The following is a 19,127-nucleotide window of genomic DNA, read 5'->3' on the forward strand; positions in this document are numbered from 1 at the left end:
GGTTTTTTTGTTTCCATTGTGTAGTGTGGTCTGACCATATAAAAATAATGATCAGTGTCATAGGTGAGAATATGTATCCACATTTGTTAGCGCCATTAGATCTTGGCTTTACGCAACTACGTAACCGAGTATTGATGGGCTCGATGCATACCGGTTTAGAAGAAGAACGTGGTGAATTGAAGAAGCTTGCTGCTTTTTATGAAGAAAGAGCTAAAGGTGGCGTAGGGTTAATTGTGACTGGCGGTTTTTCACCTAGCTTACGCGGACGTTTACATCCATTCAGTTCGCAACTTAGTACAAGCGCCCACGCTAAAAAACACAAAGTTGTGACCGATGCTGTGCATAAGCATGGTGGAAAAATCGCATTGCAAATATTGCATGCTGGTCGCTATGCCATGCATCCTTTTTCGCAAAGTGCCAGTGCAACTCGTGCCCCTATTTCTAAATTTACCCCATTTAAAATGAGTGGGAGTCAAATTCGTAACACAATTTCAGATTTTGCAAACACGGCGAAATTAGCCCAATCGGCCGGCTATGATGGTGTTGAAGTGATGGGCTCGGAAGGGTACTTAATTAATCAGTTTATTTGCCAACGTACGAATCAGCGTCATGATGAATGGGGCGGAAGTTATCAAAATCGTATTCGACTAGCTCTTGAAATCGTTAAATCAATTCGCGCGAAAGTTGGGAATGAATTTATTATTATTTTCCGCTTATCCATGTTGGACTTAGTTGAACAGGGTAGTACTTTTGATGAAGTGGTTGAATTGGCACAAGCCCTAGAAAAAGCAGGGGTTACTTTAATTAATACTGGTATTGGGTGGCATGAAGCACGCGTTCCAACCATTGCGACTCAAGTACCACGCGCCGCATTTACTTGGGTAACGGAGAAAGTAAAGCCACATCTATCGATCCCGGTGATTACCTGTAATCGAATTAATACGCCGGAAGTTGCAGAAGATATTTTGTCTCAAGGTCATGCTGATATGGTATCGATGGCGCGCCCGTTTCTGGCTGATCCAGATTTTGTGAATAAAGCTGCCGCTGAAAAATCAAAGCTAATTAATACCTGTATAGGCTGTAATCAAGCTTGTTTAGATAATGTATTTAAAGGTAAACAAGCGAGCTGCTTGGTTAACCCTCGCGCCTGCAGTGAAACCGAGATGCCAATGTTAAGCGCTACAACGAAGAAACGTGTTGCGGTCATTGGAGCAGGGCCAGCAGGTTTGGCATGCGCAACCATTGCGGCTGAACGTGGGCATCAAGTCGACTTGTTTGAGAAAAGCGATCGAATTGGTGGCCAATTTCGCTTGGCCATGCAGATCCCTGGTAAAGAAGAATTTCGTGAGACGATCCGCTACTTTGCGAATCGTATTGAAGAAACGGGTGTAAATTTAAAGCTTGATACAGAAGCGCAACTTTCTGATATTTGTGATTATGATGAAGTGGTGATTGCATCTGGCGTTAAGCCAAGAAAACTAAATATAGAAGGCTTAGCAACAAGCGATAAAATTATCGACTATCAAACACTTATCCGTGAAAAAACGGCACTTGGAAACAAAATTGCCATCATTGGTGCTGGTGGTATTGGCGTAGACATAGCCAGTATGATAACGGAACCAGCCCAACATGATATTGCAGATTGGTTGGATGAATGGGGAATCGATCAAAGCCTTGAACATCAAGGTGGAATATTACCTCAACCTGATTGTATGAGCGATAAACAAGTGTGGTTAATGCAGCGTCGTCAAGGTCGAGTGGGTAAGGGCCCTGGTAAAACTACGGGCTGGATCCATCGTTCAACATTACAAAAACGAGGCGTAAATTTGATGGGAGGGGTTACCTATAAAAAAATCAGTGAGGAAGGTCTACACATCACATTCAATGAACAAGAAACCGTATTAAATGCTGATAATATTATTATTTGTGCAGGGCAAGAATCCGTTCGTCCATTTGAAGATAAGTGGGCATCGTTAGGTGAAAAGCTGCATGTTATTGGTGGCGCTGATCTTGCGGGTGAATTAGATGCGGTAAGAGCAATACGCCAAGGGACGAAAATTGCGATGTTGATATAGGCATTGTTTAAAATAGGCATGGTTTTAAAAGTACATTTTTGTATAAAACTGAATGAGAGTCATAGCCAAGCTTTATTGATTTGATTATGATTCTCATTCTATTTTTATAAAGTGGTAGGAATGTTATGCAAGCATTGGATTTATTATTAGAACGACGTTCAATAGCCAACTTGGTGGAACCTGCGCCAGAAGGCAAAGTGCTTGAGAATATTATTAAAGCAGGCTTACGCGCTCCTGACCATGGCAATTTAACACCTTGGCGCTTTGTGATTGCTCAAGGTGAAGGCTTACGAAAGCTAGCCGACATTTTAGTGCATGCAGCGCAAGCTAATAATAGCTCTGATGATGTCATCGAAAAGTTGAAAAAAGCGCCTTTCCGGGCTCCGATGGTGATCACTGTAATAGCGAAAGTCACTCCACATGAAAAAGTACCAGCGTTTGAGCAACATTTATCAGCAGGATGTGCCGCGCAAGCGATGCAAATGGCAGCGGTTGCTCAAGGCTTTCAAGGCTTTTGGCGCTCAGGTGAATGGATGTTCCATAAAGAAGTTCATCAAGCATTTAAATTGCAAGGCGAAGATGAAATTGTCGGTTTTCTGTACTTAGGAACACCAGGCTGTACGGCAATGAAAGTACCAGAAAGAAAAATAGGCGATTTTGTCGAATTTCTGTAATTAATCTTTTTATACTTGGGTGTAACTGTATATAACAACAGCTTTTCTTGATTGTTAAGGGTAACATTTGATAATGTTGCCCTTTGTTGTTTTTATTGATAATTCTATCTGGATGAGTAGCATTTGCGTTTATTTATAGCGGAAAAACCTAGCCTTGGACGAGCCATTGCTTCGGCGTTACCCAAACCCCATAAAAATGAGCAGGGTTATATCTGCTGTGGCAATGGTGATATTGTCACTTGGTGTATTGGTCATCTACTGGAGCAAGTGGAACCTGATGTCTACGATGATCGCTATAAAAAATGGAACCTTGCCGATTTGCCTATTATTCCCCAGCAATGGCAATTGCGTCCAAGAGCTGCAGCGAAAAAACAATTGTCGGTTATCAGGCAGCTTTTCAAGCAAAAACCTGAGCTGGTGAATGCGGGAGATCCCGACCGAGTACTGTTACGATATTTTAATGAAAATTCATTGTTACAATAAATATTGTTAAAAGTGTGAAATAGGATCTGACTTATGAACTACATTTTATGGACAGTACCAAGTTTAACTATTGATCAAACATTATCTAAGTCAATTAACTCAGACACTGGTGAAATCAGCTTTAACTTTAATGGGAAAGGCCACCATGTTCAGAATATGGTCTTGTTATATCAAGACAATGGTTTACCAGTTAGTGTTGTAAATAATTGGCTTATTTATTTAAAGACCTCTCTATATCGAAAACATGTAAACACTCAAGCTCAGGCATTACTACATTACTTTATCTTCCTCGATGAAATAGGGCTTGAGTGGGACGAGATGCCCATCACTTCAAGAAATAAACCTACGTATAAGTTCAGTAAACATCTTAAAGATGCTGTGAATAATGGAACTATTGCTAGAACAACAGCTAATAATTACTTAGGTTCAATTGTCAGTTTCTATAAGTTTTATTTAAACAAAGGCTACGAATTTTCAAATAAGCCATTTAACTATAAAACGATTAAAGTTAACGTTAATGGTGGGCATGAGTTTAGTAGAGGTAAGTTTGTCTTTGTTGACTTGACAGACATTAGACTGAACTTACCTAAGGATAAAAGTAATTTTGGTATGTCAAGAGAGCTAGTTCCTTTGAATGAACATGAATGGACTTTGGTCGATGAGATATGTCGTCAGGGAAAAGTAAATTCAAATACTTCAAAAGGAACTACTTTCGTAAATCTATCAAAAGAGTTTAAAATTGCCGTAGCTTTAGCAAGATTTACAGGGTTACGTAGAGAAGAGATAGTTACTTTTAGAGCAAAGTTTATTTATAAGCCAACAACTGAGCAACTTCATCATAAGTATTTAATTCATTCAAGTGGCGTGCACATATCACCGCAACAAGGAGTAAATACTAAAGGCTCTGGTAGTAGAACAATAGAGATGCCTTCATCGCTAATGCTTCAATTACATCAATACATTAATTCAAAGCGTTACATAAAGCGTAGAAAACTTTTCGAAGTAAATAACCCCGATGAGTTAAACAATCCTCCTTTATTCATTTCACAGAATGGGCATCATTATGGCTCGAGGACATTTAATGCTCGATGGTGCGAAGTTCGAAATACGATAAAAGATAGCCATCCGAGTTTTAATCACAAGTTTCATAACTTGCGTTCAACCTATGCAGTAACTCGTTTGAAAGAGCTGTTAAATCAAGGAATAAAAGAAGGTGACGCTCTTGATTACATTCAATCAGTAATGGGGCATAAACCCTCTCTGTCAGACTAGTTGTCGCGCTTAATATTCAACCATTAAACAGAGGGCGTGGAGTAACAATGAAACATTATTCAGCGCAAAGCAAAGAGTCGGCTCTTCAGAAGATGATGCCTCCAAATAATATAGCAATAGCCCAATTATCAATCGAGATGGGGATTGGTGAATCAACCTTGTATAATTGGCGAAAACAAGCAATTGATAAGGGGCATTTAGTGCCAGGTGATGGAAAGAATGCTGAGCAGTGGTCATCAGCAAATAAATTCTCAGTCGTGTTGGAAACAGCCTCTTTAAATCAAGCTGAGTTAGCGGAATATTGCCGAGGCAAAGGTCTTTATGTGGAACAAGTATCGGCTTGGCGAAATGCGTGTATAGATGCAAACGCTAACGTTAAAGAGCAAGAAAAAGCCTTCTCCACCGAAACAAAGAAAGATAAAAAACAGATCAATCAATTAGAAAAGGAGCTACGTCGAAAAGATAAGGCACTCGCTGAAACCGCAGCACTATTGGTGTTAAGAAAAAAAGCAAATGCGATCTGGGGGGAAGCCGAGGACGAATGATCCTCGACTCAGCTCGCATTCAAGCAGTTAAACTAGTTAATGAAGCTGTGAGTTCTGGTGCGCCAAAGTTTAAAGCTTGCCGTGAACTTGGGATCAGTGTCCGGACGTATCAACGTTGGACTGTTGACGGGAACATAAAAACAGATGGTAGACCAATATCTCAGCGCCCTGAGCCAAAAAATAAGCTATCAAAAGCAGAGAGAGATAACATATTAGCCATCGTTAATAGCGATGATTTTAAGAGCTTACCACCAAGCCAAATCGTCCCTACATTAGCAGATGAGGGTATTTATCTTGCTTCTGAATCAACATATTATCGTGTTCTTCATGAAGAAAAACAGCAAAACGCTCGCGGACGTAGTCAGATAAAAGAGAGAAAAGTACCGACGACACACTGTGCTACAGGGCCAAACCAAGTGTGGTGTTGGGATATTACTTGGTTACCAGGCCCCGCTAAAGGGCTGCATTTTTATTTATATTTGATACTCGATATATTTAGTCGAAAGATTGTTGGATGGGAAATTCATGATGACGAATCAGCAGAAAATGCATCAATATTAATTAAGAAAGCTCATTTAAAAGAAGGAGTTAAAGATAATCCTCTGGTACTGCATTCGGATAATGGAAGCCCAATGAAAGGCTCATCAATGCTTGAAACACTTTATAGTTTAGGTGTCGTGTCGTCTTTTAATCGTCCTAGGGTGAGCAATGATAATGCTTATGCTGAGTCGATATTTAAAACGTGTAAATATCGCCCTGACTATCCGTATAAAGGGTTTTCAACAATTGATGAGGCGCGTAGTTGGGTGTTGAAATTTAGCCACTGGTATAATTTTAACCACAAACATAGTGGCATCAAATACGTCAGCCCACATCAAAGGCATTCAGGATTAGCGGGTGACATATTGGCTAATAGAAAAGAAGTTTATCAAGGTGCTAAAGATGCTCACCCTGAGCGCTGGAGCGGTAATATCCGTAATTGGGATTTACCAAAAGAAGTGTACTTAAACCCTGAACAAAATAGTGTCAAGGCTGAGAGTGCATAACGTAGTGATCGCGACAACTAGTTTGACAAACACCGTAAATCAAGAAGTACACTTCTGCATTATTTAAAGTTTTGCCATCAAACATTGAAGGCTAATGAAGTTTATGAGCAAGCTATTGAGTTGATTTTAAAGGCCGAGGGATAAGACGATGGCTTTTATCGGAAATGAAACGCGTAAAACATTAGATGTTAAAAATAATGAAAACATTAGTGTTATAGATATACCTAATAATAAGTTGATCTTTAGAAATGATCAGAGAAGTTGTTACTTTCATCGGCTTGGTTATCAAGGTTGCCCCAAGGTTAAAATTGGTTCTAATGGTCAATCTTTTCGTCTTCAAGCGAATGAGCAGTTAGTTGATATGAATAGATGGGAACTTGTTAGGTATTGTTATCTTACAGTATTGAAAATCGATAGGAGGGGAAGAACAAAAGTTGGAATATTCAACGCTTTGATACCATTTTTCCAGCATTGCGATACAAATAATTATAAAGTTGCTTTTAACAAGGAAACCATTACTTCATTTATTAATAGTTTAAAAAAACGATACCTTGATGGATTGAAAGGAAAAACCCTAATTCAAATTCAAGGGTCACTTAAAAGTTTTTTGAATGAAGTTGATCCAAATTTAAATTATGAGTTAAGAAATGAGTTTTTAAGTTGCTTAAACGATTCTGATATTACTTTATCTTATACTGATGCTGAGTTGAAACAGATAGTTAAACTGCTTTATATTATATTTAATAAATATAGATATTGTGTGATAAATGGGACTAAACCTTCAGTTCACCCGTTGTTATGTGATGATTCAGGAAATGATTTCTTAGGTAATCCGTTTAATGGAAAGCATGTTTTTTATGTGGGCAGATATAGTCATACTTGGAAAAATGAGCTTGTTAAAGTAGCTCTTTATTTGACATGTTTTTATACGGGACTAAATGAAAGTCAATTATTAGCAATTAAGTTTTCCGACATTTCAAATGAACCTTTTGAAAGAACATCAGATGGTGTTTATAAGCTATCGACAACAAAATACAGACAGCAGGGAAAGAACAATATTACTACCGTTGGCTTTAGTAAAAGAGCTAAAGAGTTTTTTGAAACTTGGTTGTCTTTAAGTAAATTGATAACAAATAATACCTCAGATTATGTTTTTTCAGTCTACTCAAAGCAAAAATATACTAGAATGTTAGAGAATCAATTCACTAGCGTGATAAATAAAAAGCTCAAATACTTTGAATTGCCTGCATTAAGTACACAACGATTTAGAAAGACCAAAGCCACCTTAATTATGAGAGCAACAGAAAGTATATTCTCAGTTGCTGAAGGTTTAAATAATAGCCCAGATACTGTATCAAAACATTATTCTAATGGCGTACCTGAGTTGATGGAGTTCTCGATTGCGGGAGCTCTTGACGTAAGGCAGCGGACACTTCAAGGTGAGTCATTAGATGAAGCGGTTCTTGAAAGTGCTTATAACTTTAAAGATCCTGTGAGGGAGAAATTTTACTTAAAAAATAAATTAGCCATACCAAATACTTTATCCAATGGACTCCGCTGTAAGGATTCTTTCGGTGAAAAAGCTAAGCAGCTAAAAATATCACTCGTTAAAGCGGGTTTAGCTATGAAAAAAAATAAAGTTGCATGCCACAAGTTTTTAGAATGCTTTGGTTGTCCACATCATGCAGTTATTGCTGAAGTCGACGATATCTGGCTTATGCTTTCATTCAGAGATGTAATCCTTGAGGTTGCCTGTCAGCCATCAATTAATTCAATGCCCACGACTACATTATCTAAAGTTACTAATACTATAGAGTCCATTTTAGATCGGTTGAAACAAGAGTTTCCACATGTTTATAAAAGTGCTGAGGTGAAATATTCTGAGCTTCCGCATCCTCTTTGGGGTGATAAAACGGATTTTGAATTTTTAATGGAGTTAAATTAATAATGAATGAGTTAATTAAGCCTCTAGACAGCATTAACACTAGGTATTCGAATGTAATTAAACTTGATGATGAAGTTATTTCATACTCTTCTGATGGGAAGCCTTTTAGCTATTATCAAGATGATAGGTGGGTGATATTCGAAGAAGGTGTGGATATTAGTTTTGTTAATATCGCAGGTGAATTTAAGTCGTTATGCAAAAAGTTACTATATAAATCTTTTAAGAAAGGTGGGTTTTTAAATAAAAAAAGTACAGCCCATAAATATATTCAATCATTTTCTATTTTATCTAAATGTATCATTGAGTGTGGCGGTACAGACTTTACTTTTATAAATTCAGAAAGAGGGTTTCGAGAGTTTATAAAAGTAGCCCAAGGCCGAAATTTAAAATACAAAACATGGAAAAACTACTTGATAATTCTCGGTGACTTAAAAGATGAGGGAGTTATCACCAGAATAATTGATAATGCTGAAGAGTTAGCTATTTTACTCTCAAATAGCCAACGGATTTCACGTCAAACGATAGCCTTACCAGAAAATATAGCATCAAATTATTTTAAAGTTGCATTAGATATTGTTGCTAAGTATCACCCAAGTAGAAATATTATTAGTGATACATATGAAAGCTTTATTCAGGATTATAATAAAAATATTGAGCGAGGGTATGGCGTCACTACAGCTAGGGGTTACGCTCAAAAAAATTACCAAAAACAAACTAAAACTATAGATTTTAAACTAGATCTTAGAGGGCAGTGGCTAAGCCTGATTAGAGCAGCATGCTATATAGTCATAGCTGGTTTTACTGGCTGTAGGGATAGCGAAGTCAAGTCTTTGACAAAAGAGTCTTTTCAAGAAAAAAAATATGCAGGCATAACTGTCCCTATCGTTAATGGGGTTCATACTAAAGTAAATATCGCAGGCGTAGAAAGAGAAACTAGTTGGGTTACTATTCCTGCTGTTAAGCTAGCAATTGAGCTTGTATGGGATATTTATGAATTCTCAAGAAATAATTGGAAAGCTCATGCTCAGAGTTGCTCTCACATAGATGAGAAAAGCAAAATACACCAAGAAGCTGACTCTCTTTTTTTATCGTTCTCACCTACGGCAAAAAATCCCGCAGCAGGTAGGCAAGCAATTGATAAGTCTCTAAAAAGTTTTGTTAAGTATGTTAATTACAGAGCTAGTTCACATGATGTTGCTGAATTTAATCTTTTAAACCCCTCACGAAAAGGTGAATTAAAGACTGGTGAACTATTAAACCTAAATCCGCACTGCTTCAGACGAACCTTTGCTGTATTCCTTGTTCGTAATAAACTAGCGTCACTTTTAGATTTAAAGTATCAATTTAAACATATCAATATAGCTATGACATCTTGGTATTCTAACCAAGCTAATGTCGCTGGCTATTTCGATATGATGCTAGATAGAGAATTGCTTTTAGACATAGCACAAGAAAATCATGATTTTATGACTGACACTTTTTACCATATTTATAATGAAGCAGAGTCTTTGTCTGGTGCTGAAGGTAAACGAATAGCAAATTTACGTGGTGATGATAGAAGTACCATTTATTTGAGTCGTGATGAGATATCAAGGCAAGTTCGAGATGGCCAAATGTCCATAATAGAAACACCAGTCGGCCATTGTACTAACCCCCGATGTGATCGTATTTGTGATGCGCCTGTCTGTAAGTATGCGGTTGTCACTAAAGCTAAGGCATTAGAACTTATTCCAAAAAGGCAATTATTGATCACCAAATTTGAATCATTAATCGAGTTTGGGTTGAAAATGCCTAACATTTTGTCGAAGCTCTATTATGAGATTAAATCGATAGAACAATGTTTTAAAGATCATAATATTACCTTTGATGTATTCAAACATGACATTAACCAAACACTTTTATAAGAGCACCTATGGCTGAACAATCAGATAGAGGCAAAGAAACGTTAATCAGGTTAGAGCAAGCATTAGATAGGCTTATTGAAGGTAAGCCATTAAATACTAAACCTGATGGACGCATTAGCTTAAAAAGAATCAATGATGAAGCTGGCTTAAGTTCTGGTGGTATTTATTACTATTCAGAATTTGTAGAAATTGCTAATCAAAGAATTCAGTTACTAAAGCAAAGCTTAGCTGTAGGTAAAAGTGAAAAAAGTAAACAGGCTGAAAGTAAGCTACGTGAACAACGCGACAAAGAAAAAGAATTAAAAGAGCGTTATAGAACGCAGCGCGACCAAATAAAAGCTTTTAGTGACCAAGTTGTAGCTCATAACGCTCAGCTTGAATTCACGCTTTTTGAAGCGTTAGAAAAAGTATCTTTGTTAGAGCAACAACTAGAAATATATAAAGTTAGTCCAATTACAGGTAAAAAAGTTTGAGATTGTTTATTGCAGAAAAACCAAGCCTAGGCAGGGCACTAGTCGATGTATTACCTAAACCGCATAAAAAAGGTGATGGTTTTATCACTGCTGGTAATGGCGATGTTGTTACTTGGTGTATAGGTCATTTATTAGAACAAGCAGAGCCAGAGACATACAACCCTGATTATAAAAAATGGGCTGTTGAGCATTTACCGATTGTACCTAATGAATGGAAGCTTGTCGTTAAAAGTAAAACAAGAAAGCAATTTACAGTGGTAAAAACATTAATAAAAAAGGCCGATACGCTAGTTAATATGGGCGATCCAGATCGAGTTGGGCAAATCCTGATTGATGAAGTAATTAATCACTGTGGTGTGTCTAAAGCAAAAAAGGCAGAGGTTTTAAGGTGTTTAATTAGTGACTTGAATCCAGCAGCAGTAAAAAAAGCATTAAACAATTTACGTAAAAATACAGACTTCATTCCGCTTGCTACATCAGCTTTAGCACGCGCAAGAGCTGATTGGCTTTATGGCATCAACATGACTCGCCTATGCACAGTACAAGGCCGCCAATCAGGCTATAATGGTGTTTTATCAATTGGCAGGGTACAAACGCCTGTTTTAGGTTTAGTTGTGCACAGGGACCTTGAGATTGCGAATTTTGTATCAAAACCATTCTATGAGGTTATTTGTATGCTTCTTACTTCAAAAGGTGAGGCGTATCAAGCTAAATGGCGGCCAAGTAAAGCATGTGAGCCTTACATGGATGAAGATAACCGGGTGTTGTCTAAAGCACTGGCATTAAATGTTATTTCAAAGATACAAAATAAGGCGGGGAAAGTAGTTAATGTAACTCAAGCAAAAAAAGCAATTCCTCCGCCATTACCTTATAGCTTATCGGCTTTACAAATTGATGCCGCAAAAAGGTTTGGTATGAGCGCACAATTAGTACTTGATACGTGTCAGCAATTATACGAGCGACATAAATTAATTACTTACCCTCGCTCTGATTGCCGGTATTTACCTAAAGAACATTTGAATGATGTTAAGCAAGTCGTAGGTGCAATTGGTAAATCCTGCTCAGCTTTAAGTGATGCCGCAAAAAACGCGAATCTTAGTCTAAAAAGTAAAGCGTGGAATGACTCAAAAGTAAGTGCCCATCACGCGATAATTCCTACATCAAAATCAACTGATTTAAGCCGCTTATCAACTGCTGAAAATAATATTTATGAACTAGTTGCTCGCCAGTATCTTATTCAGTTCTACCCTCCATTTGAGTATGTAGATAAACAAATAGATACAGAAGTATCAGGTGGTTTATTTATTTCCAAACAAAAAGACGTGGTATCACAAGGCTGGAAAATTTTATTCCCTTCAAAAAAACAATCACAGGGGGAACGTGAGTTCTCAGTGGTTAGTTTACCTAATGTTTCAAAAGGAGATGAAGTACATTGCCAGCAAGCCGACTTGCTAGAAAAGCAAACTACGCCACCTAAATATTTTACAGACGCTACATTGCTTTCAGCCATGACAGGTATAGCTCGTTATGTAACTGACGCCTCAATCAAAAAAGTATTGCGTGATACTGATGGATTGGGTACTGAAGCTACAAGAGCAGGTATAATTGAACTGTTATTTAAGCGTCAATTTCTTACTCGAAAAGGTAAAGATATAAGAGCGACTGATGTTGGTACGCAATTAATATGTTCTTTGCCCGAACGTATGACAATTCCTGATATGACAGCCCATTGGGAGTCTCAGCTAGAAGCTATTAGCCAAAAAGAAATTAAATACGCTAACTTCATGGATCCAATTACGCAAAGTATAAATACGCTCATCTATGAGGTTAAAACAGTAACTTTTAATGGGTTGAAAGGTAAAGGAACGACTTACAAACAGAAAGGAACAAGAAAAATGAAAGCTAGGTTGTAAAAATTACATTCTCAAAATTAATGCAGTGTTCTCATATTGACTAGATGGATCCGTAAATTAAGAAATTTGCTTAAAGGTATTGTGAACTGATCCAGTGATACTTACGTAAGCGACTTTTTCAAAAAAATTTTAATAACTTATGTTTTGCTAAATTAGCACTTTCATAAAATGGAAATATTAAAAATCACTTTCGGTTCTCTCCAATATATGTTCTCCAAAGTACTTTACCACCGGCGTTTTTTAGTTCATTGATCAGCATTTGTGTTGATTCATGTTGTTTTACTTTGCTGAGCTGTTGTGCTTCCAGAAACATATTTTGGTGCGACATTTCGAGTATAGAATGTGCAATTTCAGTTGCTCTATCCTCGAGGGTTTCTTCTATCGATTTTCGAGGGACAACAGCGTACACTAAATCAGCGTTAAGTCCTTCAGCAATTTGTTGCAACTGGTTCAACGTAATAGTACCCGCAGCTTCTTTTCTTTCAAGAATAGAAATCTGGTTTCTGGTCAAATTCAGACGTTCACCAAGCTGTGTGCCAGACATTCCTAAGGCTTCACGTATAGTTCGGATCCAGCCTGCTTTGGGCGGTGTCGGAGCTTTTAGTTCCATAGTTTTGTCTATTCTTTCGACTATCTGCTTTCGCACTACCGCTTGGACGTTAGTAAGTTTTTGATTTACTAGGAAAGGTAGTTTCATCGTGGCTTCCTGTATTTGATTGTGGATACAAATTATAAATTTTGTATCTATATAATAATACATTTTGTTGTGGTGTGTATCGATATATGTATACGTATTTAAGCTTTAGTATTAGTCTTATTCATAAATTTATCATCATCGTATTTGTTATCACGCTCTTTGCCCCTTTTCCACTTAGAGTAAAGCTCACTCACATGCTGTTCATCACTTTCTAACTTACTAGATCTAATGGCTCTGCGCATGGATGCTATACGGAATCCTTCTGCAATTCATCCTTCATACAAATACTAGAATCACATAACTCGTTAATATAACTTGAGTTACCTAGTGAGAGATAGCAACATAGACGGAACACCAATGCGGAAAGCTTCGTCTATAAAGCGTAAAGTTTCTAAGGAGATTAAGTGAGAAAAATTTCAAAAGCTCGATTTGAAGCATTGAGCTATGCACGTGTTCCTTATGTCAAAATGATTTCGGATGAAATCGAATGGTACTCTAATGACAACAATGCAGTACTAGGAACAATACTCTTAGATAAGATCGACAATGATTACGTTTCGATGGTAATGGGGCGTGATGAGGTTGGTGTGTTTCGATTTATTGACATGCAACATAGCGTCGAGTCGCTGGATGAAGCTAGAAATGTGCTTATTGAAAAGATGGAAGAACATTCTAAAGATGGCGCTGAAGAGTTTCCGCAGGGAGTTATTACTCGTAAAAAGCACTTAATATTTGAGCCGATTGTAAAAGAAAACTCTATGCTAGAGGATTTCAAATTATTAACGAATAACGATTTATTTAGTCCAGCCAAGGAACTAATCAGCGAGATAGCGTACTCTTTTGAAGATCCTGATGGAAATTATATTGAGCAATTTCAGAGTACAGGCTTCAACTCGCGAATGTGGGAATTATACCTTTATGCGTTATTTCACGAGCTAGATTTTACAATTAACCGAGAGTTTAATGCACCCGATTATGTCGTAGATAAAGGTGGCTATAGAGTTTGTATTGAAGCTGTCACGGTTAATCCAAGTCAGCATAAAGCTAATGAGCCAGACCCCGAGACTAATGAGGAAGTTGAAAAGCTTTTAAAAGATTATATGCCAATCAAGTACGGCAGCCCTTTATTTTCAAAACTCAAGAAAAAGTATTGGGAAAAAGAGCATGTAAATAACAATCCACTCCTCATTGCTATCCATGACTTCCATCAAACAGATTCCATGATGTGGTCTAGAAGTGCACTAGAAAAGTACCTTTATGGTGCGGAAAGGGTTCATCAATTTGGCCCGAAAGGTGTTAAACAAAAAGTTACCCTGATTACTGAGCATAAGTGGGGTGATAAGGTGATCCCATCTAATTTCTTTGCCTTAGATGACGCAAAACACATTAGCGCTGTTATTCACTCAAATCAAGCTACTGTCGGAAAATTCATGCGAATGGGATATCTGGCGGAGTTTGGGCGGAGAGACTTAGATATCAGATTTGTGGGGAAATGTATTCATTTCAACAACCAAATACCAGTAGACTTTAACTTTAGTGTTACGGATGGGAGTTATGAGGAATATTGGAGCGACTCTGTAACAATTTATCATAACCCAAATGCTTTAGATCCACTTGATCACACACTGTTTCCTGAAGTTGCTCATATATTCTTCAATGGGGAAGAGTTTAGCTCTATAAAGCCTCAATACTACCCAATCTATGGTCGAACAAAGTATCGCGTAAAAGAGACCATACAAGGTATTTAAGAGTAATTCCCAACGCTTGGCATTCTCAGTTTAAATTGGTATTTGTGTCTAAGATACCAAGAATTAGGCTCGGTGGTAAGCGTTGTTCATGCTTTAATGCGGCGTCATGTACTAAAGGAAATTGAATGATCATCAGTAGTAAAACGAGCGAAAAACTTCGAGATCTTATCAATGAAGAAACTGAGTATCGCTCTGGTCCAAACTTGGTTAAGTTTTTTAACGCATTAGGCTTTAACCATGCTTATGGGCAAGGCTTCCCTTCTCGTTGGAAGTATACAGATGATTGCTTAGAGGCTATCAATGGTACACCCAACCTCGATACTTGTATCAAAAACGTATTTAATCCAGTCAACTTTATCGGGCGTATTGGAGAGCTAGATGGTTATATTGCTGACTTCAATCAGTATATTGCTTTCGATAAATGGCAAGTTGTCAGAAATGAAGCCGAAATTACCTTTAAGAAGCTCCAAAAAGTAGAATTACATGAAAACGAAACGAATGCGCCCAGCCTGTCTGAGTCTGATTTCTTGAGCCGAGAGTTTAGCGGTTTCTCAATCTCTGACTTAGGTTTGGAGCCTAATGTCACAGACGTGCTAAACAAACGACTAGATGAAATTGAAAAAACCTACAATTCTGGGGCATATCTTTCGACTATTTTACTCGCGGGTAGCTCCTTAGAAGGAATATTTCTTGGACTTGCATCAAGGAATCCTAGGGCATTTAATACCGTTAAATCATCGCCGAAAACCCGCGATGGTAAAGTACAACAGTTTCATGATTGGACATTGGCAGCGTTTATTGACGTTGCAAAAGACTTAGAGTTGATTCAACTGGATACCCATAAGTTTTCTCATACTTTAAGGGATTTTCGAAACTACATACACCCATATCAACAAATGTCGTCAGGTTTTACACCCAGAGAGCATACAGCTAAGATCTGCCTTCAAGTTTTAAAAGCTGTAATTATGGAAATTTCTCAAAATAGCAACAAGCTATGTGCATAACAAGTGTTGAGGGCTTCAAGATACTTTTTCTCACCTGAATAGAGTACATTAGAGTAACTAGTCTAACGTACTTTTGCCCCATTGCTGGATAGAGCTTTTACTCATTCACATCCTGTTCATGGGGTTTTGCCCTACTAGCAGTTATCCATTCTTCTAATGCTGTTCGTCGTGAATCCCCGTGTTGTATCACGGGGGTAAATTCGACCTAACAAACGATCAAGAAACACTTGCCTACCTATCAACCTTATTGAACTAAATATTGTTTTTATCAAATAGTTGCATTTCATCAAAGATACTAGAGAAAACAAAGTTTATACTGTGCGGCATATTAAAAAACAGAGTAAACATATGAAAACCTTAGGTTTACGTGCATCGCCTACAGAAGTTACGTTTTGTATATATGATACAGACACTTGTACAGTATTGAACGTGGAAGAGATTAAAGTTCCAAATGCCTTGAGCACACCAGAAAAATTGAAGTACATCCGTTCGACGTTACTTGATGTTCTACGTGAGTATGACGTTCAAAAAGCAGGAATAAGATTAATCGAACCTAAAGCTCAAACTTTATCAATTGAACGAATACAAATTGAGGGAGTTATACAAGAGACATTTGCGTCTAGCATGCTGCTTTCCTACTACCAAGGAGCAATAGTAACTATTGCATCCAAGTTGAAAATTCCAGTTCGATCAATGAAGCCAATAATTCAAGGCAAAGAAATCTTCAATGATATTGACGGTTGGAAAACCCTTACAGATAAACGCAGAGAATCAATTTTGACGGCTGTGGGAGCTAAAGATGTCTAACTATCAAGTTGCAGAAGTAAATTTTGAAATACTCAAAGATATCGGTGTTGAAGGTAAAAACTCAGATGTATTTCTTATTCGAGATACCGCACTTGATTCAGAAATGGTTTTGAAAAGAATCAATAAAGCCGACTTCCAAGACGCTGAACAGTATTTTGATGAAGCTCGTATAATCTATAACAATCAGCACCCTAACGTTGTAGAAGTAAATTATGCTTGTCAAGATAACGACTTCATCTACATCACTATGCCGTTTTATCAAAAAGGGTCACTAAGTGGTCTAATGAAAACTCGCCACCTTACTCTGAGAGAGATACTTAGGTACTCCGTGCAGTTTTTAAGTGGCTTACATAACATCCACTCTAATAACCTGCTCCATTTTGATCTAAAACCAGACAATATTTTATTGTCAGATAGAAATGAGGCGATGCTTTCAGATTTTGGTCTAGCTAAGTACATGGACGAATACGGTTTTACAAAACCTGAAAAATTTTATTTTAAGCACCTTCCACCTGAAGCGACGTTTACACAAGAGTTTTCGGTAGAATTTGATATTTATCAAGCCGGTCTAACGATGTACAGAATGTGTGTAGGCAGCGAGGCGTTTAATAAACAGTACGAACGTTACTTTGTTGGCGGAACTTTCGACCGAAATCGCTTTAAAGATGACCTTCAAAATGGTATGTTCCCTGACCGTAAAGCCATACCTGTGCATATACACAGTAGCATTAAAGCATCTATACTAAAATGTATAGAAGTGAATCCAGATAAGAGACATAAATCTGCGTTAGACATTGTAAATTCAATCTCCAATGTAGATGTTCATTATCTAGATTGGCAGTACGAAGTGAATGGCGATATACAAAAATGGTCTAAGACATCAGAAACTAATGTATTACACTGTATAGAGATAGCACCGGACAGGACGTCCACTGCATATACCGTAAACTCAAAAGGAACAAGAACTAACACTACAAGTTTTAGTTCTCCTAAGTTTACCGATACGAATCTTAAAGGCTTTTTAAAACGTAAATTATAAGGCCGGATAGATTCCTAAAGGAGTTTGTCATGAATAACAGAAAATCTATTCAAACTACGTATAGAACTCGTTCTTCTTTAGCTAAGCCAAATAATTCAGAATTAAGCTACAAACAGAGATTAGCCCGAGCAGGAAAAGGAAAAGATAGTAAAGGTATCGATTTTTCTGCGCCAATTGATTCATCTGGTTATATCTCATTTAATTAGGTCGCCTACGCGGCCTTTTTGCTATTTATGTTTTATGTCAGAGATAACTCTTGCGATTCTTAACAAATGCGTCGAAGTCTTAACCTCTAACTCAGACTTAATCCCTAACAGCGCAATCCCTGCCAGTATTTGTTGTGGTCGCACTACTTGGCCTGTCGGTAGCTCCATTCGGTCGTATAACATTTTGAACTGTATCCAATCTTCACTAATAGTTCCCGAACTTTTGCCATTCTCATAAGCCTTTTACACTCGGGTGGAATTGGATTTCCCTCATCCCAGCCGGTGACAGTTCTCACAGATTTAAAACACAGTTCAGCGATCTCTTCCTTTGTCACTTGGCACTCTAACTCTCGAAAAATGTAATTCTTACTCATTTCGCGATACTTCAATGATAAAACCTCTAAATACACTACATGGAGCTGCTTTTGGGTTTTTAAGTGGGTTCTTATCCGACTTGCAGGGAGTCTGTTTATAGGCACGATGAAGAGCGAGCACGTCTAGCACTAGATGCTATAGTCTTAGCTCATGAAATAGTAAATTATATGGTGGATATATCTATGTAATACCTGATAGAAAAATGCCCCGAAAGTCCGAGCCACAGGAGCGAAGGTTAAAGTAACCCTTTTATTGCTAGCTTCACGGCTTCAGTGACACCAGTGGCTAATGCCTTGGCGGGTGATTTCTTAACTTCATCAATTAAGCTATCCCCAATCTCACTTTGAATTAGATCTTCTAAACGTTTATGACCTTTAGTCGTCAGCCAAAGCATCTTACTGTTAAGGTCGATGTCGTAAGCATCTCCAAACTCATCATGCAAAATACCGATCCCTTCCATCGTCTCAAAGGGCTTCAAGTCATGGGCGACAATCAGATCTTCTTCAACTAGAAGTTGGATATGAAAAATAAATTTCGAATCCAACCGGCATTCATGTTTTTCATTGTTTATATAAACCTTAATACCACGGGCAATAAGGTCGAAAACGTTCAAGTGAGGCTTATCGTTTTCTTCGAAAGCTACAAAGAGCTCCAATAGGTAGTTTTTATCAATATGCATATATGTTTTTTTATTTGCACAGATCTAATAGTAATTTTTCGATACCGCTGTCAAATGGATCGACAAAAAAATCAAAAAAAGTTTTCTATAAAGCTCTCTGAGAGAATTTTGTCGTTAAGAGCTACAATGTGTCGTACTTATTCGAAAAACCTCTTAGGTGATCGCTCAGATCGATTTAGAGGGGTATAAAAAGTGTTTGTACTGAGTTGTTTTTCTATGACTGTGACATGCCCCTCCAACTC

The 19,127-nt window shown here is 37.7% G+C and carries 15 protein-coding genes and 2 pseudogenes; 14 read left to right on the top strand and 3 right to left on the bottom strand.

Annotated elements, in window-relative coordinates:
- Positions 1 to 71: 71 nt before the first annotated feature.
- The 9 genes and pseudogenes from VCASEI_RS04645 (at position 72) to VCASEI_RS04685 (ending at position 12,330) form a co-directional block, all read left to right on the top strand.
- Positions 72 to 2,075, top strand: coding sequence for an NADPH-dependent 2,4-dienoyl-CoA reductase (locus VCASEI_RS04645; RefSeq protein ID WP_089110387.1), 2,004 nt, complete (start codon positions 72 to 74; stop codon positions 2,073 to 2,075).
- 125 nt (positions 2,076 to 2,200) lie between these two features.
- Entirely contained in the window at positions 2,201 to 2,749 is a 549-nt protein-coding gene (locus VCASEI_RS04650; RefSeq protein WP_089110386.1) for an NAD(P)H nitroreductase, read from the top strand.
- A 123-nt stretch (positions 2,750 to 2,872) separates the two neighbouring features.
- Positions 2,873 to 3,190 (top strand): annotated as a pseudogene (locus tag VCASEI_RS04655) (toprim domain-containing protein); the annotation flags it as partial.
- Positions 3,191 to 3,265: 75 nt separating this feature from the next.
- Entirely contained in the window at positions 3,266 to 4,504 is a 1,239-nt protein-coding gene (locus VCASEI_RS04660; RefSeq protein ID WP_089110384.1) for a site-specific integrase, read from the top strand.
- 47 nt (positions 4,505 to 4,551) lie between these two features.
- Positions 4,552 to 6,095 (top strand): IS3 family transposase gene (locus VCASEI_RS04665; RefSeq protein WP_110957763.1). Its coding sequence is split into 2 segments (ribosomal slippage): positions 4,552 to 5,017 and positions 5,017 to 6,095, totalling 1,545 coding nucleotides; the frame shifts between segments, so codons are not numbered across the junction.
- A 148-nt stretch (positions 6,096 to 6,243) separates the two neighbouring features.
- Positions 6,244 to 8,040, top strand: coding sequence for a site-specific integrase (locus VCASEI_RS04670; protein ID WP_089111006.1), 1,797 nt, complete (start codon positions 6,244 to 6,246; stop codon positions 8,038 to 8,040).
- A 2-nt stretch (positions 8,041 to 8,042) separates the two neighbouring features.
- Positions 8,043 to 9,944: a site-specific integrase gene (locus VCASEI_RS04675; RefSeq protein WP_089111005.1), complete on the top strand. Its 1,902-nt coding sequence runs from the start codon at positions 8,043 to 8,045 to the stop codon at positions 9,942 to 9,944.
- 8 nt (positions 9,945 to 9,952) lie between these two features.
- The gene (locus VCASEI_RS04680; RefSeq protein WP_089111004.1) at positions 9,953 to 10,417 is read left to right on the top strand and encodes a hypothetical protein; all 465 of its coding nucleotides are present in this window, start codon (positions 9,953 to 9,955) and stop codon (positions 10,415 to 10,417) included.
- On the top strand, positions 10,414 to 12,330 hold the full coding sequence (locus tag VCASEI_RS04685; protein ID WP_089111003.1) for a DNA topoisomerase III: 1,917 nt from the start codon (positions 10,414 to 10,416) through the stop codon (positions 12,328 to 12,330). Before VCASEI_RS04680 ends, VCASEI_RS04685 begins: the two co-directional genes overlap by 4 nt.
- Before the next feature lie 184 nt (positions 12,331 to 12,514).
- Here VCASEI_RS04685 and VCASEI_RS04690 read toward each other — a convergent pair whose 3' ends face one another.
- Positions 12,515 to 13,027, bottom strand: a complete 513-nt coding sequence (locus tag VCASEI_RS04690) for a mobile mystery protein A (RefSeq protein ID WP_086959885.1) — start codon at positions 13,025 to 13,027, stop codon at positions 12,515 to 12,517.
- 404 nt (positions 13,028 to 13,431) lie between these two features.
- On the opposite strand from VCASEI_RS04690, the gene VCASEI_RS04695 reads away from it, so the two are divergent.
- The 5 genes from VCASEI_RS04695 (at position 13,432) to VCASEI_RS19410 (ending at position 17,831) form a co-directional block, all read left to right on the top strand.
- Positions 13,432 to 14,775, top strand: a complete 1,344-nt coding sequence (locus VCASEI_RS04695) for a hypothetical protein (protein WP_089111002.1) — start codon at positions 13,432 to 13,434, stop codon at positions 14,773 to 14,775.
- Between the two features lie 125 nt (positions 14,776 to 14,900).
- Positions 14,901 to 15,779 carry a hypothetical protein gene (locus VCASEI_RS04700; protein WP_089111001.1) on the top strand — a complete coding sequence of 293 codons (879 nt, stop codon included), beginning with the start codon at positions 14,901 to 14,903 and terminating at the stop codon, positions 15,777 to 15,779.
- A 348-nt stretch (positions 15,780 to 16,127) separates the two neighbouring features.
- A complete protein-coding gene (locus VCASEI_RS04705; RefSeq protein WP_089111000.1) occupies positions 16,128 to 16,586 on the top strand; it encodes a hypothetical protein in 459 nt (152 codons plus the stop codon).
- Entirely contained in the window at positions 16,579 to 17,625 is a 1,047-nt protein-coding gene (locus VCASEI_RS04710) for a serine/threonine-protein kinase (RefSeq protein ID WP_089110999.1), read from the top strand. Before VCASEI_RS04705 ends, VCASEI_RS04710 begins: the two co-directional genes overlap by 8 nt.
- A gap of 29 nt (positions 17,626 to 17,654) precedes the next feature.
- The gene (locus tag VCASEI_RS19410) at positions 17,655 to 17,831 is read left to right on the top strand and encodes a hypothetical protein (protein ID WP_162621022.1); all 177 of its coding nucleotides are present in this window, start codon (positions 17,655 to 17,657) and stop codon (positions 17,829 to 17,831) included.
- A 21-nt stretch (positions 17,832 to 17,852) separates the two neighbouring features.
- Here the strand turns inward: VCASEI_RS19410 and VCASEI_RS19630 are convergent.
- Positions 17,853 to 18,220: pseudogene (locus VCASEI_RS19630) on the bottom strand (regulator).
- 221 nt (positions 18,221 to 18,441) lie between these two features.
- On the bottom strand, positions 18,442 to 18,885 hold the full coding sequence (locus VCASEI_RS04720; RefSeq protein WP_089110998.1) for a hypothetical protein: 444 nt from the start codon (positions 18,883 to 18,885) through the stop codon (positions 18,442 to 18,444).
- Positions 18,886 to 19,127 lie beyond the last annotated feature (242 nt).

Origin of the sequence: Vibrio casei (assembly GCF_002218025.2) — a bacterium.
In the GTDB taxonomy this organism is placed as follows: Bacteria; Pseudomonadota; Gammaproteobacteria; order Enterobacterales; family Vibrionaceae; genus Vibrio; species Vibrio casei.